The sequence below is a fragment of the Moorena sp. SIO3E8 genome (assembly GCF_010692445.1).
Classification (GTDB): Bacteria; Cyanobacteriota; Cyanobacteriia; order Cyanobacteriales; family Coleofasciculaceae; genus Moorena; species Moorena bouillonii.
The window spans coordinates 1-19749 of record NZ_JAAHHM010000010.1 but is presented as its reverse complement, the minus strand read 5'-3'; the positions used below and the strand labels follow the sequence as shown (position 1 = coordinate 19749).

The following is a 19749-nucleotide window of genomic DNA, read 5'->3' as shown; positions in this document are numbered from 1 at the left end:
CAGCGGATCTGGGAAGAGAGAATAGGGAATAGCGATCACTGCATCAAGAGGTGCGACCCGTGGCGAATTTAATTCTTAATGGTAAGAGCGCACCTAACAGGGAATCAACATCAAAGAATACTGTACCTCATAACGACGAAAAACGTTATATCTAGCAAATGAAGGATCAAGGATTAAGGATTGGATGAAATGGGAATTGGAGGGATAGTATTGGAAATAGTGTATATTCGGATAATACTATCGAAATCTTAGCGTTTATTCAATAAATACGTGAATTAAAATTTACAAAAATATCAATTTTTTTTCTAGTTAAACAACTAGCACAAATTGGTTTGATATTAACGTTTAATATACTCCTGAAGTAATGCAATATAAAACAAGTAATCAACCAATTTTTAACGATTGTTGGAACCAAATCGGAGTGACAGGCGATCGCTCCTGCCCAGAACTAAAAACCTTCATTCATTGCCGCAACTGTCCGGTTTATTCCTTAGCAGGGCGCGGCTTGCTTGAACGTGAACCGCCTCCAGGTTACATTAATGAATGGACTAACTTACTGGTTTCCCAATCTGTGCCGCAACGGGAAAGTGCTCTGACACAACTAGGGGAAACCATATCCGTAATTATCTTTAGGCTAGGAGTAGAATGGTTGGCATTGTCTGCAAAGTTATTCAAAGAAGTAACCCAGCCTTGTGTTATCCACACTATCCCCCACCGCAGCAACGAGATCTTACTGGGAATTGTGAATATTCGTGGGGAAATCCTAATGTGCGTTTCCCTCAGCCATCTCCTTGGTTTGGAAGATAATCCTGCTAACTCAGATTCCGAGCAATCCAAAATCCAACAGCCCTTAACTCTAAAATCCAAAACCAATGTGAGTAGTGTGATGTATCAACGGATGGTGGTTGTGGAAATTGAGGGCAACCGATGGGTCTTTCCCGTTGATGAAATTTTTACTGTTCAACGGTTTCATGCTAATGAATTACTCGATGCACCAGCGGTTATTTCTAACGCTACATATACTTATACAAAATGGATAATTAACTGGCAAGATAAAAAGGTGAATTACTTGGACGATGAGTTATTGTTTTACACCCTAAATCGGAAGATTACGTAACCCGATGGGGTGATGAGTGGAAAGTGCTATCTATGTAAGCATTCAGCTATCAGCTATCAGTCATCAGCTATCAGTCATCAGCGAACAGCGATTAGCGCTACGCGCACGCTACGCGAACAGCTTTGGGTCTATGGCCACGCTACTTGAGGTGCGAACAGCTTTTGAATAAAATAAACTGACGGCTGACCGCTGACAGCTGACCGCTGAATGCTTACAAAAGATCATCAATCTAAACTCTAAACTCTAAAATCCTATGACAGACAGCGGACAAGATATGAGCAATTTCTCCATGTTGGATTTATTCCGCATGGAGGTGGAAAGCCAAGCAGCGATATTAAATGACAAGTTATTGGCTCTGGAAAGTAATCCTTCCTCCAGCCAAGAATTGGAATCCCTAATGCGTGCTGCCCATTCCATTAAAGGTGCTGCCCGCATTGTCCAAATTGATGCTGCTGTTAACATTGCTCATACCATGGAGGATTGCTTTGTGGCAGCTATGAATAAAACCATTACCCTCAAAGCAGCTCACATCGATGTCTTGCTACAAGGTGTCGATTTCCTCCAACAAATCAGCCAAGTTGGTGAAATGAATTTAGAGCAATGGCTGTCTGAACATGGGCAAGCCATTGAACATCAGAGTATTGCGATCGCTAAAATTCTCGCACCAGAATCTGCACCCTCCTCCCCACAACAGCCATCTCCATCTGCTGCCCCTAGTACCTCGGGGTCACAGAACTCGGAAAAACTAAGCGCTATAGATGATCCTTCTGAAGTTTCCACTCTCGATAGTACGAATACAGCCATAGAGACTCAAGATCAAACTGTTGATCAGCAAACTGTTAATCAGCAAAATCGTGATCAGGTAGTAACTCACCAGGCTCAAACCGATTCTCCCCCTCAAGTACCTAGTCAGGAGTCTGACCATAGCACGATAGAGATTGAAAGTCAACCCTTGAAGCAGGCTGTGAGCCACAACCCTCAACCTGAAGTGGCTGCCAAAGACAATCAATCCTCATCTAGCCCAGGGAATGATTTAACCAAGCCACCATTGATTGCTTTGGATAGTGCCAAAAAGCCGGAAGCTAAAGAGAGAGTTGTGCGAGTCAGTGCTGAAAACTTAAATAGCTTAATGGGTTTAGCCGGTGAATCCCTAGTGGAGGCGAATTGGCTACAACCATTTGCTGATTCTTTGATGACTCTCAAGAAACATCAAATGGAATTATCGAAGATCCTAGAAAAATTACAGGATTCTTTAGCAATATCCCAGGTGAATCAAGTGGGGGATGAATATCTAAAAGTTGCTCGACAAAAGGAACAGGAATGTCGGGAAATTTTGGGCGATCGCATGAGTGAACTAGAACTGTATGCACGTCGCACTGCTAATCTTTCGGATCGTCTTTACCGAGAAGTGATTGCGTCTCACATGCGTCCTTTTGCTGATGGGGTACAGAGTTTTCCTCGGATGATTCGGGATATAGCCAGAAAGCTGAATAAACAAGTTAAATTAGAAATTATCGGCAAATCTACCGCAGTAGATCGAGATATTTTACAGAAACTAGAAGCACCACTAACTCATATTTTGCGTAACTCTGTAGACCATGGTATTGAACCTCCCCAAGAGCGTGTAGCAATGGGGAAAGCAGCCCAAGGTACCGTGCGACTGGAAGCCCTTCATCGTGGTGGGATGTTATCGATTACTGTTGCTGACGATGGCAAAGGCATAGATCCAGAGAAATTGCGGAAAAAAATTGTCCGCCAAAAAATGATCACCCCAGACATCGCAAGCCAGCTGGCTGAACATGAGCTGATGGAGTTTCTATTTTTGCCGGGATTTTCTACCGCTAAGCAGGTAACCGAAATTTCTGGTCGTGGCGTTGGTTTAGATATTGCCAAGACTATGGCACAACAGGTAGGTGGCACCCTACGAGCTACCTCTAAACTAGGGCAAGGAACGAGTTTCCACTTCCAATTGCCTTTGACTCTATCAGTTATTCGTACCCTATTAGTGGATATATATGGTGAACCTTATGCGTTCCCGTTAGCACGAATTGACAAAATTGTCATGGTAGATAAAACCGAAATTTCTGTAGTAGAAAAGCGGCAATATTTTACCCTTAATGATGAAAACATTGGACTGGTAGCTGCCCATCAAGTGTTGGAATTAGATGACTCTTATATCACATCTAAAACCCTACCAGTGGTGATCATCAGTGACCAATCGAACCGTTTTGGATTAGTAGTTGATAAATTTTTAGGTGAACGGGATTTAGTGGTTCGACCATTAGATCCGAGGCTGGGCAAAGTTCAGGATATCAGTGCTGCTGCTTTGATGGGAGACGGTTCCCCGATTCTAATTTTGGATGTGTCAGATTTAGTGCGCTCCATTGATAACCTACTCAATAGCCGCCAGTTGAGCCAAGTCAGTGGTGATACTGATGATACTGATATCCAACAGCCGAAACGCATTCTAGTAGTTGATGATTCCATTACCGTGCGGCAAATGGAACGTAAGTTACTGGAAAACCAAGGTTATGAGGTGGAAGTAGCTGTTAATGGCATGGATGGTTGGAACGCTGTTCGCACCAACCCTTATGATTTAGTGATCAGTGATATTGATATGCCCCGCATGAACGGCATTGAGCTAGTCAGCCATATTAAAAGCCATGATAAATTAAAATCAATCCCTGTGATTATTATTTCCTATAAAGACCGCGAACAAGACCGTCTTCAAGGTTTGGAAGCTGGAGCAGATTATTATCTAACCAAGAGTAGTTTCCATGATGATTCGTTGTTGAATGCGGTGATTGACTTAATTGGGGAGTAGGGAGTATTCATTGGTGATTTTGGATGGCTTGCTTGTTAATTTTAAATAGTAAAGTTTGAAGCCAAGCTTATGAATTACTAAGGTGGAATTCAGCAATCAATAAAATCGACTATAGCGTTAATCATACTTATGTTGATCATAATTATGAAGTACATTTAGTTTTCTACTCCCTACTCCCTACTCCCTACTCCCTACTCCCTACTCCCTACTCCCTTATAAAAAAGTAATCAGCATTTTTATGACATGAAAATAGCAATTGTTAATGATTCAATGATGGCAGTAGAGACTCTGCGGCGTGTCTTGATGGCGGTTCCAGACTATAAAGTAGCTTGGGTTGCTAGTGATGGTGCCGAAGCTATTACCAAATGTGCCAAAGACCTCCCAGATTTAATTTTGATGAATTTGACCATGCCAGTAATAGATGGGGTTGAGGCAACTCGCCAGATCATGAAACATTCTCCCTGTGCGATTTTAGTGGTAACCGCTAGCATCCAGCAGAATTCATCTAAAGTATTTGAAGCCCTTGGATATGGAGCCTTAGATGCTGTCAGCCTGCCAGTGTTGGGCACTCGCGGTAACCCAGACGCTGCCCAAGAACTACTTACTAAAATTGCTACCATTGGTAAACTGATAGGAATTTCCACCCGAAATTCAAAATCCCCAGCCCGAAATTCCCAACTCCATCTTCCGCCCTTAATCGCAATTGGTGCTTCTACTGGAGGACCAAAGGCTCTAGCAACGATTCTCTCCAACATACCAGCAAGTTTCAGTGCAGCAATTGTGATTGTCCAGCATGTGGATCTGCAGTTTGCTTCAGGTTTAGTGGACTGGTTGAATCATCAGACACCCTTGGTAGTCCAACTAGCGTCTGACGGTAGCCGTCCTGAAGTAGGGAAAGTATTGATTGCTGGAACCAAAGACCACCTGTGTTTAACATCGAATTTGAGGTTAACCTACACCAGCAAACCCAGTAATTATCCCTACCGCCCCTCCGTGGATGTTTTTTTCAAAAGTGTAGCCGAGTACTGGAAGCGCAAGGGCACGGCTGTCTTGTTAACTGGCATGGGTAGAGATGGAGCTGAAGGGCTAAAACTGTTGCGCTCTAAAGGTTGGCATACGATTGCCCAAGATAAAAGCAGTTGCGTGGTTTATGGGATGCCGAAAGCAGCAGCAGAGTTGAAGGCGGCGGTGGAAATTTTGCCCCTAGACGCGATCGCACCTGCCCTAATCAAAGGATTCGCGTTTAAGCCTTAGCTAAATTCCAATATCACTTTTATTCCACAACACTGCTCCCTTATAATAATTCTTAACAATAGCTGACTATTAATCACAATTGGCATGACATAGTTTTCCCAGTTTACCCAGAGTATTTAACAAAATTTGATAAACTGCTAAACGAATTAGCTAACCCTAGGTTATTTATCTATGCTGTACCTGATCTAATTGATAGCCAAAGCTTGACAAGGACATTAAAATCAAAATGGTGATTCAAGAGCCAATTAAAGTCCTACTTATCGATGATCAGCCCATGATCAGCGAAGCCATCCGCCGCATGTTAGCTCCGGAAAAGGATATTATCTTCCGCTATTGTCAGGATCCAACTGAAACCTTAAAGGTAGCTAAGGAGTACCAACCAACGGTCATTCTACAAGATTTGGTCATGCCGGAGATAGATGGCTTGTTGTTAGTGCGTTTTCTGCGCTCTAAAGATTCCCCGACTCGACTTATTCCCCTGATTGTACTCTCAAGTAAAGAAGAACCAGTAATTAAAGCTAAAGCCTTTGGATTTGGAGCAAATGATTACTTAGTAAAACTGCCAGATCGGGTAGAACTAATTGCTCGTATTCGTTACCATTCTAAAGCCTATCTGAACTTTCTGAAACGAACCGAAGCTGAAGAGCGTCTTAAAGCTGAAAATCTGCGCCAGTCAAAGTATATAAAACAGGTAGAAAAGGTGACAGTAGCAGCCGCTGCTGTGGAAAATGATACATTTGAGCCAGAAAGTTTGGAGGAAGTAGCCGCTCGGAGCGACGAGTTAGGACGACTAGCACGAGTTTTCCGACACATGGTTCAAACTGTAAAAGCCCGTGAGCAAGAATTGACTCAAGCCAATGAAACTCTGGAAACCCTAAAAAATTCCTTTGCTCGGTTTTTCCCATTTGAATATCTAAATTTTCTGCACAAGGAAAATGTGATTCATGTCCAATTAGGGGACCATGTTAGTAAAGAAATGGCGGTAATGTTCAGTGATATTCGCTCCTTCACTACCATTTCTGAGAGTATGACACCAAAGGAAAACTTTGACTTCGTCAATGCCTATCTTAAGCGTGTCAGTCCTGAAATTCGCAATCACGATGGCTTTATTGTCAAATTTCTAGGGGATGGCATGATGGCAATTTTCCCTGATGGCGCTGATGATGCTGTCTGTGCTGGAATTGCCAAGCTCAAAAAAGTCCACCAATACAATCAAAAACGTGAAGCCAAGGGTTATTTACCAATTCAAGTAGGGATTGGCATCCACTATGGTCACATGATGGTGGGGATGGTTGGAGAAACATTCCGAATGCAGGGGGATGCTTTTTCTGATAATGTTAACTTGACCGCTCGTTTGGAAGGGTTGACCAAGTTCTATGGGGTTTCTTTATTAATTTCTCAGCAAACCTTAGATAAATTGAGCAATCGGAATCACTATCAAATTCGGTTTATAGATCGAGCAATTGTTAAAGGGAGAAATGAACCTCTTGCCATCTATGAAGTGTTGGATGGTGATACTGAAGCAGTTAGGGAATTGAAGTTAAAAACGCAACTGGATTTTGAACAAGGTTTAGAGTGTTATTGCACTCAAGGATTTGACAAGGCTTTAAAGTATTTTAATCACGTGTTAATGGTGAATCCTTTGGATAAGACCGCTGCCTTATATGTGGAGCGAATTAACCAGTTGATCGCTCAAGGAGTGCCACAGAATTGGGATGGAGTTTGGCGGTTTACCAAGAAGTAAGCTATCTGGGTTAAGGGGAGTAGGGAGTAGGGAGTAGGGAGTAGGGAGTAGGGAGTAGGGAGTAGGGAGTAGGGAGTAGGGAGTAGGGAGTAGGGAGTAGGGAGTAGGGAGGGATTTTCGGCGTTGCTGAATTGAGGAATGAATAGGAGTAGAGTGGGCATCCTGCCCGCTCGAAAATATAGCGATGCAGCGCCGACCTGCGGGGGTTTCCCCCATGAGCGACTGCATCAAGACATTGAAACTGGCAAGATGCCAGTTCCACGCCTGATGCCCATTCCACGCCTGATGCCCATTCCAGAGGTGCGACCCAAGGGCGATTTACTCGCCCATTGGAAAGCGCACCTACTCTTAAAATCATTCCATTATTAAGCAACGCTGGATTTTCTCCCTGTTCCCTGTTCCCTGCTCCGAGGCTCCCTGCTCCGAGGCTCCCTAAAACCCAGAACTTTGTACCTCACCGAATTGATAAATGCGATATATAGTATAGTAATAATTGCCTAAGGATAGTGGTACTATAGTTTATTCATTAGTGATTTCTAAGGACTAATGACTAATTACCAATGACCAAGCACCCGGAATGATAAGTATTCATCGGGATATAATGATATCACAAGTTGCCCACTGTAATTGTTTATCTAATTTTTTTTATGCAGGTAGCACTCCAAAAAATTTCTAATTCTGAACTCTTTCAGAATACAGTTTTGAGCGTAATAATCTTGGCTAGCATTATAGTAGGTCTGGAAACTTATCCATCATTTACAGCAAAGTACGGCACTATTGTCACTTTTATAGAACATCTAATATTAGGGTTTTTTATTGCTGAAATTTTTATTAAGATAGGTGCTGAAGCTAGTCATCCATGGAACTACTTTAAAAATGGCTGGAATCTATTTGATTTATTCATTGTTGTGGCGTTACTATTGCCCATTGATAATCAATATTTTATAGTGCTACGTATGCTTAGGCTGCTGAGAGTATTTAGGCTAATATCTGCTTTGCCTCGCTTACAAATACTCGTCCGAGCTCTACTCAAAAGCCTACCCTCCATGGGATATGTATTTTTACTTCTCTGTATTTTGTTCTATATTTATGGGGTAGCCGGAACCTTTTTATTTGCTGAAAACGATCCGATGCACTTTTCTTCCTTACCCAAATCTATCTTGTCTCTATTTCAAGTAGTAACCCTAGAAGGTTGGACAGATTTGATGTACATCCAAATGTATGGCTGCGAAAGCTATGGTTACGATGGTATAGAAGCACTTTGCACAAATCCCTCAGCTTTACCCCTGATTGGTGTCCTTTTTTTTGTAAGCTTTGTGATGTTGGGGGCGATGATTACTATCAATCTGTTTGTTGGAATTATCACCAGCAATATCAGTGATAGTGTCGATGAATTCAAGCAGGAGCAGGAGGAAAAGTTCGACAAGGTGCTCAAGGAGCAGAATCAATTTAGCAAAGTTTCCAGACTTGAAGGTCAGTTATTAGCAATTCAAAAACAATTGAAAGATATGAATAGTTCCTTAGAGCGTATCCGAACAGATATTTCCGATTATTGAGGTATTATTGATCACGTTTAATCGCGTTTAATCGATTTTAGTAGTTTTTAGTTGATTCGGCAACACTATCATTGATTGCCTTTTTGATCTTGTTGTTAAGCTGATATCACCTACTTTTCTACATAGTTTTCGAGCTTAAAAAACTCAATCAATTCCTCAAAATTAGTGTCATTAGCGGTAGGAGTTAATAATTCAATTTCTTGAATTATGGCTGGATTCAAATACTTAAAAACATCCTGGGTTAAAACCGAAATTGCTTCGGCGGTCAACCCTTTAAGTTCACGAGCAAATCTCGCCATTCGTCCCTTAGCAAAATTGACTTGAAAGCGAGTCCTTTTCAGGAGCCGTTGTCTAAGATTTTCATAAAGCGTTTGTTTATCGATAGCTTCATAATATGGAAGATCGTGATTCAAAAGTATTGGGATAATATCAGGATTTTCTTCTAGAAATAGCAGACTGCCTTCCTGGTTAAATGCTTCAATTCCTTCCATTCCCAAAGTGCCTAAATCAGCCAAAGCAATAATCCGAGCTACCAGAGATAAGTTTTTATCAGAAGAGTAGAGGTCAGGTTGGTAAATTGTATTGTCTAAACTATCATACCAACAAATGGTAGCATTAATGGCTTCTGTAATGATTTGTAAATCTGAATCGGTAAACAAGGTCAGATGGTTAGAAGTTTGCTTGCTTATCCATTCATTCTGATTTTTGATGTAATCCAAAAGCTTAGTAATTGTAGCGGCTTCGCTCACACCATTTTCTCGCCGTCTAGAAGTATGGGGTTTGATTTGAGGGAGAAACTCTTGTACCATATCGTGAGCAATGGCGCACAGATCGATTAACTGTTTCATTCTGCTCAGATAGTCTGCTGCTATATCATTGTCCAGACAGGCTTCCCAATAGGGTCTGATGGCTTGGAAAATCCGATCAGCCCTACGCTGCACTCCCTTAACATGGTCACAATTATGATAGTAAAGCTGTTTTCGCTCCGTTTCTTTTTCCATTTCCAACAGAGCAAAGGTTTTCACCCTAGTGACTGCTTCGATAAAGGAGCTAGGAAGCTGAGCTAAATCATCAATTGATGGGTGTAATAGATACTGATTATCCTGATTTATTTTATTCATGATAACTATCGGTTTTAAATACCAAAAATTGATTGAATACGTTTGCGAATTTCCGCGAAAGGAGTTTCGTCTTCCTCTGTGCTACTAACAGTTATTCCTAAGCGTTCCAATGTCTCTTGACGTTTGGATAATTCTTCAGAAATTCGGTCAGCTAATTCTTCGTGCTTAGCCAATAGACTTTGTAAATTGTCTCGATCCACCACAAACAGCATCGTCTCTTCTAGGGTACGAAGAGTAGCAGTACGGGGAGTACCCATCAGCAGAGACATCTCCCCGATAAATTCCCCAGACTTACGGGTAGCGACTCGTTTTCCAATCGATTCTACAAACACTTCCACTTTTCCAGATAGGATAATATAAAATGAGTCCCCTGGATCGTTTTCCCGACAGATGGTTTCGTAAGCTGGGAGAGTTTTCCGATAGCCCTCTTCAATGATATGTCGCAGTTCGATATCGCTGCAGTTTTGAAAATAACTTACTTGCCGCAATAGATCTGCCAGCTTCCAGGCTTTAGCGGATTTAGACTTGGGTTTGCGTTTAGCTGTAGCTGATTGCTTGTGGGTTGAGGAGGAGCCATTAGTCACCCCGGGGGTTTGTAATTGCCGAAACAGGGAGACTAAGGCTTCTGGATTGTGAATACGCAAGTTTCGCTCAGGGTGGCCGGGTTCGATGTGGCGCGATCGCAATTCAGTATCAATCAGATAATACAAAGCACTTTTAATCCCTTGGCTCTCTGCTGGTTTATCGATCCAAACCAAAAGTTCAAAATCCATCCCTTCCTCTCCATACCCCTTGAACCAAACTTGGGGAGAGGGAGAAGATAAAACTCGAGGTTCTTGGCGGGCAGCCGCTAACAGCAGCTCTGTGATCACAAGGGGATCTAATTCATCGGGAAAATTGATGGGAATTTGGAGACGACTTGTAGGGTTTTCGTAGCTCCAGTTAATGACATTGTTTTGGACAAAACTGTTATTGGGAATAATAACACAAACGTTGTGAATGGTTCGTATTACTGTAGAGCGAATCGATATTTTTTCCACAGTTCCTGACAGATTATCGATTTCTATATAGTCTCCCACTTTAATCGGTTGATCAAGCAGGATAGTCAGACCACTGATAAAATTGCTAGCTAGATCTTGTAGTCCAATTCCAAAGCCAATACCGAGAGCACCAGCAAAGATTGCTAAAGAACTTAGGTTAATCCCTGACGTTTGTAGAACGATTAAAAACCCTAAGATACTTAGAATGTAACCGATAATAGAAGCGAGGGCTTCCCGAGTACCCCGATCCATCCTGAAACGGCTCAGTAACCAATGTTTAATCAGAGCTTTGATGGTACGGGATATCAGAATAGCGATGATACATAAAAACAGGAATTTGCCTAAGAAACTCAGAGAAAAGGCTTGGCCACCAAATTCAAATAGCTTGGCGGTAAACACCTTAGAGATGGCATTCCCGAATTTTTGTATCTGTGTAATAATCCAAGTCATCAGAAGTGTTTAACAGGGAACAGGGGAAGAGTTTGGAGCGGGGGCGCGGGGCTTTCAGGGGTAGGTTTTTTACTTTGGAGATAGGTAATGGGGAATCGGGAATGGGGAATCGGGAATCGGGAATCGGGAATCGGGAATCGGGAATGGGGAATCGGGAATCGGGAATCGGGAATCGGGAATCGGGAATCGGGACCCACCCCTAACCCCGACCAGTGCGTACGCTACTAGTGTAGGGTGGGCAAATTATCCTAGTAATACCAATTGATCACCAATCATGTCCATTTGCCCACCCTACTACTGTTCCCAAAGATAGGCTTTGGGTGGGCAATATATCAAATTAATACAATTTCATCACCAATCATGTCCATTTGCCCACCCTACTACTGTTCCCAAAGTGCGTACGCTACTAGTTTAGGGTGGGCAAATTATCCTAGTAATACCAATTGATCACCAATCATATCTATTTGCCCACCCTACAACCAGCAGTAGTGCGTACGCATTCCGTAGGCTCGGGTGGGCAAATTCTGATCCCTTGGCAATTTCATGATCAATCATGTCCATTTGCCCACCCTACTACTGATATAATTCCTCTTACGGCGGATTACATAACTATCAGGTACACATTGTTTCTCCTCTTCCCTCTTCCCTCTTCCCTGCTCCCTGCTCCGAAGTCCCTGCTCCGAAGTCCCTGCTCCCTAAAAACCCAAAACTTTGTACCTAACTGAAGTGCAAACCGCTGTATGTTGATTGATCAAATAGCATCAGTGCGATCGCATTCGGTTCGGTAGGGTGGGCAAATTCTGTACGGAAGGCAATTTGATAAAGAATCATGTCCATTTGCCCACCCTACAAGATCTGTTCCCAGATCCGCTGTTCCCTTTGGTATAGCTGATACCTGATAGCTGAATACTTACATTATCGCTGTCGGGTCATTCCAATTATTGCGTCTACTGTAAAGTCTGAGATATTGTCAAGGGTGGGGAGTATGTCAGTTCCGGCAAACACCAGTGGTAGTTCCTGGTTTTCCCAAACCCAGATTTGCTGTCGCTGAATATCGATTAGCCAAGCCAGCTGAGTCCCGTTGCTCAAGAGGTGCGACCCGTGGCGAATTTAATAATTAGATGCGGAAAGCGCACCTAAAGTGCAAAATTTTGTTCTGTAGGTCTAATGTGCTTTGGTCAGGGGAACGAATTTCAATTAACCAGAAGGCGTGAACCTGACCGGGGGCCATCTTGATCCCTGAGGCGATCGCTTTTAACAACGACAATATCTGGTACAGGGGATAAGGGAGGAATGATGCACCGGAGTTCTTGAATCGCAACGCAAGCATGGGTTTGATTGTTGATGGCGTTTACGAGGTTGCGTTGGAGGCGGGAATGAAACAATGTTGGCATAGGCTTTTGCTTCGGGTGTCCATGGATGAATTCCCAAGCAGGAGATGCTTCTATATTCGGTTGTTGGAGAAAAGCGTTTAAGGAGTTAGTAATGCTGGGTGATTGCATGAATTTTGTTAGCAGAAGAATGCTTAGCAATATTCCAGGTAGATTTTGTAGGGTGCGTTAGGCGGTTTGGTTGATAAAAATAGATGATATTGCCATAGTTTAAGCCGTAACGCACCATTGTATTGGTTAAGGATATTTTGGTTTCAATTTGTATATAGATGGTGCGTTACATTTCACCGCGAAGCACCCTACAAGAGCGATTGGCCTACGGCCACGCTACGCGTAGGCACTGACGGCTGACCGCTGACCGCTGTTCGCGCAGCGTGCGCGTAGCGCATATGCTTACTTTGTGCCATAGCCTGAGTATTGCCGCATAGAAGGTGGCTGAAACCCAATAACAATATCATTTTTGGGAACGTTCATATTAACCATATCTTGACCAATATCCCATTCAGTATTGTTATTCTGAATCCAGATCTTGCCATTTTTTATCTCTAAATGAACTGAACAGCCATAAACTCTTTCTTTCTTGTCCCAGCCGATGGCCATTACTTGATAATGGTCGTTTTCCGTATCAAAAATGCTATGAATTTCAAGGTCACCATGAGAGGGTTTGTAACTGGCATATTGACTGAGTAGTTGCTTGATTATGCTGCGATAAGTTTGAAGCTTTTCTAGCTTTTCCATGATACAATTACCTCATTATCAATGTCATAACTTATAGCAAGTATTATACCCATGAGGTACAAATCTCTGGGTTTTAGGGAGCAGGGAGCAGGGAGCAGGGAATAGGGAATAGGGAATAGGGAATAGGGAATAGGGAATAGGGAATAGGGAATAGGGAATAGAAAAAAAATAATGTGTACCTCAAAGGTATGAGAAACGCTATAATAGTTTAAGTTGGTAATATTGAATAACCATTTGAGGAAAATCCTTATGAAAAAACCTTTGGTAGGTGGTATCTGGAACCGCCAAAAATAATTGTCGTTCTGGATCTTTTACCTTTAAGGCTACTCGATAGTTAATGAATTGACCAATGGCAAGGTGGAAGTCTGTAATAGAGGAGGGATTAATAAAACTTTTGATTTCCACTGCGATCCGCTGACCATTTCTTTCTGCCGCTATTAGTTTTTCGGCCCCCAGATCAATAAAAAATTCTACTCCGCCGACTTTCAAAAAAAACGGATCATCGGTAATTTGCCAACCATCTTTAATTAAGGCATTTTTGACAACATCATGAAATAAGTCTTTTGCCATTACTCTTGCTCCCTTGCATCACAAAACCTGTGGTATTTAAAGTGTTGGCGGAGGTGACGAATGAAGTAGGGGGTAAAGCGAGCATTCCTTAGGGTAGGGTCGGCAAATTCTGAGAGCTTGGCAATTTCATCATCAATCATGTCCATTTGCCCACCCTACTTTATCTGATAATTCTTCACGAAGAATACGGCGTAGATCCCCTTGGGTCAGAGGTTGCTCATTTGGCAGTAGAAGATGTTTTTTTAAAGCTTCATTTATCAGAGTCTGATAACCAATTCCAGCCGTTTCGGCCTGTTCTCGAAAATTGGCTAGAATTTCATCATCGAGATAAATAGTAATGCGTGTTTTTCCTTTAGAAGGAATTACGGCTCCTCGTTTTCCTTTAGAAAAATCATATTCCTTTCTCATAAGCTTTTGTCTCCTGTTTTGTGGCGCGACGAGCAGAAATTAATCGAATCACCTCACCGCGCATGGTATATACAACGACCAATGGTAATCCAGAGTTTCCTATTCCCACTGCGATGAAACGTTCTTCACTAATCGAATCTGGATCAATGTCATGAATGGCTTGGGGATCGAAAAACACCATTTCAGCTTCCGCAAAGGAAACACCATGCTTTTGCCAATTGGTTTTTGCAATTCTTGGATCATATTCCAAGGTCATACATATATTATATGTATAACTGAAAGTCTAGTCAAGATTCATGGTGTGGCGTGGCAAGCCTTAAATGTTGCTTTAGTGCGATCGCATTCGGTTCGGTAGGGTGGGCAAATACTAAACGGAAGGCAATTTCATCTCGAACCGCTTGACCATTTGCCCACCAAACTTGACCATTCGGAACGGGTAGGGTGGGCAAATACTAAACGGAAGGCAATTTGATCACGAACCGCTTGACCATTTGCCCACCAAACTACAAGAGTGCGATCGCATTCGGAACGGGTAGGGTGGGCAAATACTAAACGGAAGGCAATTTCATCTCGAACCGCTTGACCATTTGCATAACCATTCAAGATCCGCGTACGCACTCTGAATCGGGATTAAACTGAAACAGAGGATGCTCGCCACCATCAAAATCTCAATATGTCGAACTATCGTCGTTCTTATGTGCCAGGAGGAGTATTTTTTCTGACAATAGTCACTTATCGCCGTATTCCTCTATTTTCAGATGTTGAGAATATATTTCTGTTACGGAAGGCGATCGCAAAAATGCGGACAGAAAAACCCTTTGACATCACAGCAGCGGTTGTTTTACCGGATCATCTTCATTTTATCTGGTCGTTACCACCGGATGATTCTAATTATTCTATGCGAGTCTCTCGGTTTAAGGTGTTATTTACCCGCTCTTTACGGGGAAAACGCTCATTTGAGGTAGATGTTTCTGCTTCTCGTCGTAAGCATCGAGAAAGCAATGTCTGGCAACGTCGGTTTTGGGAGCATACAATTCGTAATGACCATGATTTACACCGACATTTAGATTATATTCACGCTACATCCAGTTAAACATGGTTTGGTGTCTTGTCCTCATTTGTGGGAATATTCCAGTTTTCACAAATGGGTGGAGCGAGGCAAGTATCGACCCGATTGGGGGTGTTGTTGTGGCAGGAATTTACCACAAGTTCTAGATTTTAGCGATTTAGAAGATTTTGCAGGGGAGTAGGGTGGGCAAATTATGAATGTGGGGTAGGGTGGGCTAATATTCTACGTATTACCAATTGATCACCAATCATGTCCATTTGCCCACCCTACTACTTCATCAATATAACCATTATTAAGCAACAAAATAGTCGGGTAGGGTGGGCAAATAATGATAGTTTGCCAATTAGTACAGTTATCATCTCAATTTGCCCACCCTACTAAATTAAGTAGTCGGGTAGGGTGGGCAAATAATGATAGTTTGCCAATTAGTACAGTTATCATCTCAATTTGCCCACCCTACAAGATCTACAAGATCAGCTAATCTCCCATACCTTTATAGGGTGTGGTTTCTAGTCAACGAATCGCACAGTCACTTATCTCTTAAAGGGGTGGACTTTCACCACCATCCAGCAAATAGTTAGGAATTCGGGCTATTCCCCGCGATTCCCCCTAGTTATACCCTTCCTGTTTCAGGAAGCTCCTCCTAGGAACGAGCCGCACCTACTTTATCAGCGATCGCACTTACGCCATCCCGCCTTTACGGGGACAATCATCACTTTTCGCCTAGGCTTCTTATCCAGAAATTTATATATTCCTTTGTCACCACATCCATCAACCTGCTTTCAAGTGCCGGATGCTGGAGCTGTTTGACGCGATGCGCAATGATATACGCTAAATTGTACAGGCATATTGTTTGTACTTTATTCGTATGGGGCAATTGCACTTGCTCTTTTTGATTTATATAACTATATATTACTGCTTGAAGGAGTGAATTAAGCTGGTCTATATCCTCAATTTTAGAAATTTCCTCTACCGGTTGATCTGAGCAAATAGTCAACGGGTCAAACTTTAGCCGTGACTCTAGCTTCATCATTGGTTTTAAATCATATGGTTTGGTATCCATAGTCAAGAAATCTGTAGCAACTTTTCGCCCCTTATTTGTTAACTTTTCAATGCTACTTACCCCAACTAAATTTAGATATTCTCGGGCTTTCTGATGCAGTATTTGCCCTTCCTGCAGTATTTTTTCGCTTTCCCTTGACCCTCTCATTCCTATTAATCCGGTACCCTCTTGTCCTTGCCCAGCTGCTAACTTGGCCTCGCATTTGCTAATAAATTTAACGTATCCAGGCGTCGAATTATTCTCTCTATATGCTACAATATATGCACGTTCATATGCACTGAGTAGCATATATTCTATTGTCGCATCCACGTCGCAATCACTGTCCAGATGCGCTAATCCGCAAATCCCTTCTTCCTTCCATGTTAGTGAGATAACAATACATGGTCCTGCACCGATAGTGGTCATTCCTGGGATCGCGTCATTTTTATGCCATATAATAAATTTTCCTTGTTGCACCGTTCCTTTCGGCTGAGGTTTGGGCTGATCATCTTTGGTGCGTTGTATTTGCTTTGATTTTACCGTTGACTTGTCGTGGGGCAAGCCAAAGTATTGGTGAGTGAATTCGGTTTGTGTTGTTGGTAATTGTGGAATTCCTTTAGTACGGGTTTCCGCACAAGTAATAGCCCTGTGCGTGGCTTGGATTCCCAACACTGGAGATTCATACTCCCGTCCATGCTCCACGCTCATCATTATCTGGTCTATTGGTTTTTGATCTGCTTTCACCCTGCCATGTTTTTGTTCGACTACATGCCCGGTTCCAAGTGGTAGTTTTATTTCTCGTACGGGGGCGACGTTAAAAACCTTTCCCTGTGTGAACGCTTGGGCTTTGACCGCCCCTGGTTTATCAAAATTATAAGGACATGTTTTTTCATCCCACCCATGGCCTGTGAGGTTTTCAATGCCTGTTTTAAGGTGATAGCGCGTGCCGGTTGGGTTTTGCGGCTCCTCAGTTGTCTCTATGCGCGTCCCGGTGTTTTCTGCATTTGGCTTGTTAGCGCTATCGCACACCGATGCCGATGGGGTTTCGCATGCGGGTCGATGGTGTAACTGCTGCGGTTGTATTGGCCTACGCTGCACTGCCCCTCCATTCTGCTGTACCACATGGGTCAACTCATGAGCGATCAACTCCTGCCCTCTTCTACTCCCCGGCTCATACGCCCCCTGCCTAAAAAACACATCCTGCCCCGTCGTAAACGCCTTGGCCTGAATCGATTTATTCAACTGGTCTGACTGAGCATCCGTATGCACCCGCACCCCACTAAAATCCGCCCCCATCGCCCTCTCCATCGGTATTCTCATCCTTTCTTCCAGTGGCTTTCCCCTTCCTCTTGCTTCCTTTATGGCACCTTCTAAATTGTTCGGTGCATTTAATCCCCCTGTTAATGCTTTCCTCTGTATTTCTTGTTGTGGCGTACCCTTCTCCTCACCCTCAATCGTACCTTTCTGTGGTGAATTAATCTGCTGTACAACCTGACGCGCTACTCGATCTGCCTCTTGCTCGTATTTATCACCCGGCTTTCCTATAGTTAGCTTTGGTTGCAGCCCCATTTATCTCCTTCCCCTTTCCGGTTGGGTTACTCCTGATTCTAAGGTGCGCATCACCTTCGCACTCATACTTCCCCATTCCCCGACCGCCTCTTCCGCGTTCCACTCCCTTTCCTCTGCATCCAAAATTTCTCTTAAACCATTCCGTCTTTCGTCTTTCTTTTTTTGAGCAATTGTCCTAGAAGTAGAGTGAGAATATTTCGGTTTATAGGTATGAGTAGTGCGCATAGCTAGTTCCTTTTTTCTCTAGTAAGTATTCAGCTATCAGCTGTCAGCCGTCAGCTAATCAATGGGAGGTAGAAAACAAGCTGGGGGGTGCTGGTACGCCTGGTTGAAAATCCAAGCATGCTCGTCTTAAAAAGTACGACCTAGGCCGTAATAGAGCCAGCGAGCACAAAATTAGGCATGGCACCGGCTTCGACGCTGTGACGCCTCCCCCCGACCGCTGATAGCTGATTGCTGACGGCTGATTGCTTACTTACCTTGTACCCTATTAGAAAACAATATCAGTCGTACCCACCGTCTTAATGGAGCGCGACATGGCACCCCTTTCTCTAACCAACTGGTATCACACTAATTTTAGTTCTTTGTTACAAGAAATCGATCGAGTTCGTAACTATTTATAAAACTACATAGAAGGGAAATAAAATCAACAAATCGTTACTGAATTTGTTGACGATACTTCTGCCCTGGCTCAACTTTGTCTCCTATTCAATCTAACCCCAATTGAAAGGGATATCCTGCTCATGTGCGTGGGCCAGGAAATAGAACCTATGTTCCAGTCTTTGGTGGCCATTGCCCAAAAAAATCATCCTCACAAAAACTATCCTACAATAAGTTTAGCTATGGACGCCCTGCCCGGAGCCAGTTGGGATGTCCTTTCTCCCCATAGCCCTTTACAATACTGGCAACTGCTCCACATTGAACCAGGAAGAATCCTAACCAAGTCCCCCCTCCATATTGACCAGCAAATCCTCTGCTTTCTGTTAGGAGAATATGCCACAGACCAGGAATTAGCAGGCAAGATCATACCCCAACCGCCTCAGACTAACCCGGTTTTTTTGCCTCCCTCTCAGTTAAGTATAGGGTCGCAATTGATAAGCATTTGGTCTGGCGGCGAGGGGAGAAATAGCTATCCCGTGGTGCAATTATCTGGCTCGGATCGAACCACTAAATACCAAATTGCCTCCGCCACTTGTCAGGATTTGGGGAAAAAGTTACACACTCTCTCGCCTGCCGCTCTGACCACCAAGCCCCAGGAAGTGTACCAACTCGCGAAGCGTTGGCAAAGGGAAGCCCTTCTGAGCAATAGTGTCCTGTTTATTGACTGCGATAGTTATAATTTTTCTGAGCCAGGGCGGGAGTATGCTCTGATCCAATTTATTGATAGTAACAATACTCGTTTAATCCTCAGCTGCTATGACCGAAAAATTGACTGTCAGCGGACTGTTGTTAACCTAGACATCCCCCCATTGAGCCACCAGGAACAATATGACCTGTGGGAATACCATATAGGGTCAGCAGCCGCAGAACTTAACGGTCAAATTGAGCGCATCGCCGTACAGTTTAACCTCAATACTGCTACTATTCAAGCCGCTTGTGATCAATTCAAAATTAAAAATTCAAAATTCCCACAAAATCCCGGATCTAGCCCCCCTAGCGCCCTAACCCACCCCTACCCCCTCCCAGGAGGGGAACCTGGGGGAGACAGATTTCAAAGTCCCCCAGAATTGATACCGCTGGCGAACTTAATATTTGTTTACAAAATAGTGAGCAGATGTGGAAAATATCCTTTGTTTGTCGTTGGTGTGGAACTATAAGTTGAAACAATTGTATTAGTTGTCAAACTGAGGAGTTGC

23 protein-coding genes are annotated in these 19749 nt (G+C 43.2%); 9 read left to right on the top strand and 14 right to left on the bottom strand.

Annotation, left to right across the window (positions count from 1 at the left end; genetic code table 11):
- Positions 1-364 precede the first annotated feature (364 nt).
- The 5 genes from F6K46_RS06425 to F6K46_RS06405 all read left to right on the top strand — a co-directional run bounded on the left by F6K46_RS06425 (position 365) and on the right by F6K46_RS06405 (position 6939).
- On the top strand, positions 365-1117 hold the full coding sequence (locus F6K46_RS06425) for a chemotaxis protein CheW (RefSeq protein ID WP_075899532.1): 753 nt from the start codon (positions 365-367) through the stop codon (positions 1115-1117).
- A gap of 12 nt (positions 1118-1129) precedes the next feature.
- Positions 1130-1264, top strand: coding sequence for a hypothetical protein (locus tag F6K46_RS06420; protein WP_293116844.1), 135 nt, complete (start codon positions 1130-1132; stop codon positions 1262-1264).
- 106 nt (positions 1265-1370) lie between these two features.
- The gene (locus tag F6K46_RS06415; protein WP_293054942.1) at positions 1371-3941 is read left to right on the top strand and encodes a hybrid sensor histidine kinase/response regulator; all 2571 of its coding nucleotides are present in this window, start codon (positions 1371-1373) and stop codon (positions 3939-3941) included.
- A 243-nt stretch (positions 3942-4184) separates the two neighbouring features.
- A complete protein-coding gene (locus tag F6K46_RS06410) occupies positions 4185-5195 on the top strand; it encodes a chemotaxis response regulator protein-glutamate methylesterase (protein ID WP_075901042.1) in 1011 nt (336 codons plus the stop codon).
- Positions 5196-5421: 226 nt separating this feature from the next.
- Positions 5422-6939, top strand: coding sequence for an adenylate/guanylate cyclase domain-containing protein (locus tag F6K46_RS06405; RefSeq protein WP_075901044.1), 1518 nt, complete (start codon positions 5422-5424; stop codon positions 6937-6939).
- Positions 6940-6949: 10 nt separating this feature from the next.
- Here F6K46_RS06405 and F6K46_RS06400 read toward each other — a convergent pair whose 3' ends face one another.
- Positions 6950-7297, bottom strand: coding sequence for a hypothetical protein (locus F6K46_RS06400; protein ID WP_293054938.1), 348 nt, complete (start codon positions 7295-7297; stop codon positions 6950-6952).
- Positions 7298-7586: 289 nt separating this feature from the next.
- Between F6K46_RS06400 and F6K46_RS06395 the strand changes: the two genes are divergently transcribed.
- Complete coding sequence (locus F6K46_RS06395; RefSeq protein WP_293055370.1) at positions 7587-8495, top strand: ion transporter; 909 nt, start codon at positions 7587-7589, stop codon at positions 8493-8495.
- Positions 8496-8605: 110 nt separating this feature from the next.
- On the opposite strand, the gene F6K46_RS06390 is transcribed toward F6K46_RS06395, so the two are convergent.
- From F6K46_RS06390 to F6K46_RS06380, 3 genes are read right to left on the bottom strand one after another with little or no spacing between them, the layout of a single operon-like run.
- Positions 8606-9616: a hypothetical protein gene (locus tag F6K46_RS06390; RefSeq protein ID WP_293054936.1), complete on the bottom strand. Its 1011-nt coding sequence runs from the start codon at positions 9614-9616 to the stop codon at positions 8606-8608.
- A gap of 14 nt (positions 9617-9630) precedes the next feature.
- Entirely contained in the window at positions 9631-11106 is a 1476-nt protein-coding gene (locus F6K46_RS06385; RefSeq protein ID WP_293054934.1) for a mechanosensitive ion channel domain-containing protein, read from the bottom strand.
- Positions 11106-11303 (bottom strand): hypothetical protein, encoded by a 198-nt coding sequence (locus F6K46_RS06380; RefSeq protein WP_293054932.1) that lies wholly within the window; start codon positions 11301-11303, stop codon positions 11106-11108. Before F6K46_RS06380 ends, F6K46_RS06385 begins: the two co-directional genes overlap by 1 nt.
- A gap of 246 nt (positions 11304-11549) precedes the next feature.
- Between F6K46_RS06380 and F6K46_RS06375 the strand changes: the two genes are divergently transcribed.
- Positions 11550-11831 carry a hypothetical protein gene (locus F6K46_RS06375; protein ID WP_293054930.1) on the top strand — a complete coding sequence of 94 codons (282 nt, stop codon included), beginning with the start codon at positions 11550-11552 and terminating at the stop codon, positions 11829-11831.
- A 190-nt stretch (positions 11832-12021) separates the two neighbouring features.
- On the opposite strand, the gene F6K46_RS06370 is transcribed toward F6K46_RS06375, so the two are convergent.
- The 8 genes from F6K46_RS06370 to F6K46_RS06335 all read right to left on the bottom strand — a co-directional run bounded on the left by F6K46_RS06370 (position 12022) and on the right by F6K46_RS06335 (position 14816).
- Positions 12022-12195 (bottom strand): hypothetical protein, encoded by a 174-nt coding sequence (locus F6K46_RS06370; protein WP_229415302.1) that lies wholly within the window; start codon positions 12193-12195, stop codon positions 12022-12024.
- Between the two features lie 104 nt (positions 12196-12299).
- Positions 12300-12608, bottom strand: coding sequence for a Uma2 family endonuclease (locus tag F6K46_RS06365; protein ID WP_229415303.1), 309 nt, complete (start codon positions 12606-12608; stop codon positions 12300-12302).
- A gap of 282 nt (positions 12609-12890) precedes the next feature.
- Positions 12891-13235 (bottom strand): XisI protein, encoded by a 345-nt coding sequence (locus tag F6K46_RS06360; RefSeq protein ID WP_075899546.1) that lies wholly within the window; start codon positions 13233-13235, stop codon positions 12891-12893.
- Positions 13236-13433: 198 nt separating this feature from the next.
- On the bottom strand, positions 13434-13805 hold the full coding sequence (locus F6K46_RS06355; RefSeq protein ID WP_293054925.1) for a XisH family protein: 372 nt from the start codon (positions 13803-13805) through the stop codon (positions 13434-13436).
- Positions 13805-13951, bottom strand: a complete 147-nt coding sequence (locus F6K46_RS06350; protein WP_293054923.1) for a hypothetical protein — start codon at positions 13949-13951, stop codon at positions 13805-13807. The genes F6K46_RS06355 and F6K46_RS06350 overlap by 1 nt, the downstream gene beginning before the upstream one ends.
- Positions 13938-14213: a BrnA antitoxin family protein gene (locus F6K46_RS06345; protein ID WP_293054921.1), complete on the bottom strand. Its 276-nt coding sequence runs from the start codon at positions 14211-14213 to the stop codon at positions 13938-13940. The genes F6K46_RS06350 and F6K46_RS06345 overlap by 14 nt, the downstream gene beginning before the upstream one ends.
- Positions 14197-14469, bottom strand: coding sequence for a BrnT family toxin (locus F6K46_RS06340; protein WP_075899552.1), 273 nt, complete (start codon positions 14467-14469; stop codon positions 14197-14199). Before F6K46_RS06340 ends, F6K46_RS06345 begins: the two co-directional genes overlap by 17 nt.
- A gap of 128 nt (positions 14470-14597) precedes the next feature.
- The gene (locus F6K46_RS06335; protein WP_293054918.1) at positions 14598-14816 is read right to left on the bottom strand and encodes a hypothetical protein; all 219 of its coding nucleotides are present in this window, start codon (positions 14814-14816) and stop codon (positions 14598-14600) included.
- 70 nt (positions 14817-14886) lie between these two features.
- Here F6K46_RS06335 and F6K46_RS06330 point away from each other — a divergent pair, with 70 nt between their 5' ends.
- Positions 14887-15306: a transposase gene (locus F6K46_RS06330; protein WP_293054916.1), complete on the top strand. Its 420-nt coding sequence runs from the start codon at positions 14887-14889 to the stop codon at positions 15304-15306.
- Between the two features lie 688 nt (positions 15307-15994).
- Here F6K46_RS06330 and F6K46_RS06325 read toward each other — a convergent pair.
- Together F6K46_RS06325 and F6K46_RS06320 are read right to left on the bottom strand one after the other, a co-directional pair.
- Positions 15995-17893, bottom strand: coding sequence for a DUF4157 domain-containing protein (locus F6K46_RS06325; RefSeq protein ID WP_293054914.1), 1899 nt, complete (start codon positions 17891-17893; stop codon positions 15995-15997).
- On the bottom strand, positions 17894-18118 hold the full coding sequence (locus tag F6K46_RS06320; RefSeq protein ID WP_293054912.1) for a hypothetical protein: 225 nt from the start codon (positions 18116-18118) through the stop codon (positions 17894-17896).
- 545 nt (positions 18119-18663) lie between these two features.
- Here F6K46_RS06320 and F6K46_RS06315 point away from each other — a divergent pair.
- On the top strand, positions 18664-19710 hold the full coding sequence (locus tag F6K46_RS06315; protein ID WP_293054910.1) for a hypothetical protein: 1047 nt from the start codon (positions 18664-18666) through the stop codon (positions 19708-19710).
- Positions 19711-19749 lie beyond the last annotated feature (39 nt).

Excerpts from the sequence above, each read along its gene's own strand:
- F6K46_RS06425 (WP_075899532.1), top strand. The coding sequence starts at position 365 with ATGCAATATAAAACAAGTAATCAACCAATTTTTAACGATTGTTGGAAC.
- F6K46_RS06420 (WP_293116844.1), top strand. The coding sequence starts at position 1,130 with ATGAGTGGAAAGTGCTATCTATGTAAGCATTCAGCTATCAGCTATCAG.
- F6K46_RS06415 (WP_293054942.1), top strand. The coding sequence starts at position 1,371 with ATGACAGACAGCGGACAAGATATGAGCAATTTCTCCATGTTGGATTTA.
- F6K46_RS06410 (WP_075901042.1), top strand. The coding sequence starts at position 4,185 with ATGAAAATAGCAATTGTTAATGATTCAATGATGGCAGTAGAGACTCTG.
- F6K46_RS06405 (WP_075901044.1), top strand. The coding sequence starts at position 5,422 with ATGGTGATTCAAGAGCCAATTAAAGTCCTACTTATCGATGATCAGCCC.
- F6K46_RS06400 (WP_293054938.1), bottom strand. The coding sequence starts at position 7,297 with ATGATTTTAAGAGTAGGTGCGCTTTCCAATGGGCGAGTAAATCGCCCT.
- F6K46_RS06395 (WP_293055370.1), top strand. The coding sequence starts at position 7,587 with ATGCAGGTAGCACTCCAAAAAATTTCTAATTCTGAACTCTTTCAGAAT.
- F6K46_RS06390 (WP_293054936.1), bottom strand. The coding sequence starts at position 9,616 with ATGAATAAAATAAATCAGGATAATCAGTATCTATTACACCCATCAATT.
- F6K46_RS06385 (WP_293054934.1), bottom strand. The coding sequence starts at position 11,106 with ATGACTTGGATTATTACACAGATACAAAAATTCGGGAATGCCATCTCT.
- F6K46_RS06365 (WP_229415303.1), bottom strand. The coding sequence starts at position 12,608 with ATGCAATCACCCAGCATTACTAACTCCTTAAACGCTTTTCTCCAACAA.
- F6K46_RS06360 (WP_075899546.1), bottom strand. The coding sequence starts at position 13,235 with ATGGAAAAGCTAGAAAAGCTTCAAACTTATCGCAGCATAATCAAGCAA.
- F6K46_RS06355 (WP_293054925.1), bottom strand. The coding sequence starts at position 13,805 with ATGGCAAAAGACTTATTTCATGATGTTGTCAAAAATGCCTTAATTAAA.
- F6K46_RS06350 (WP_293054923.1), bottom strand. The coding sequence starts at position 13,951 with ATGGACATGATTGATGATGAAATTGCCAAGCTCTCAGAATTTGCCGAC.
- F6K46_RS06345 (WP_293054921.1), bottom strand. The coding sequence starts at position 14,213 with ATGAGAAAGGAATATGATTTTTCTAAAGGAAAACGAGGAGCCGTAATT.
- F6K46_RS06340 (WP_075899552.1), bottom strand. The coding sequence starts at position 14,469 with ATGACCTTGGAATATGATCCAAGAATTGCAAAAACCAATTGGCAAAAG.
- F6K46_RS06330 (WP_293054916.1), top strand. The coding sequence starts at position 14,887 with ATGTCGAACTATCGTCGTTCTTATGTGCCAGGAGGAGTATTTTTTCTG.
- F6K46_RS06325 (WP_293054914.1), bottom strand. The coding sequence starts at position 17,893 with ATGGGGCTGCAACCAAAGCTAACTATAGGAAAGCCGGGTGATAAATAC.
- F6K46_RS06320 (WP_293054912.1), bottom strand. The coding sequence starts at position 18,118 with ATGCGCACTACTCATACCTATAAACCGAAATATTCTCACTCTACTTCT.
- F6K46_RS06315 (WP_293054910.1), top strand. The coding sequence starts at position 18,664 with ATGTTCCAGTCTTTGGTGGCCATTGCCCAAAAAAATCATCCTCACAAA.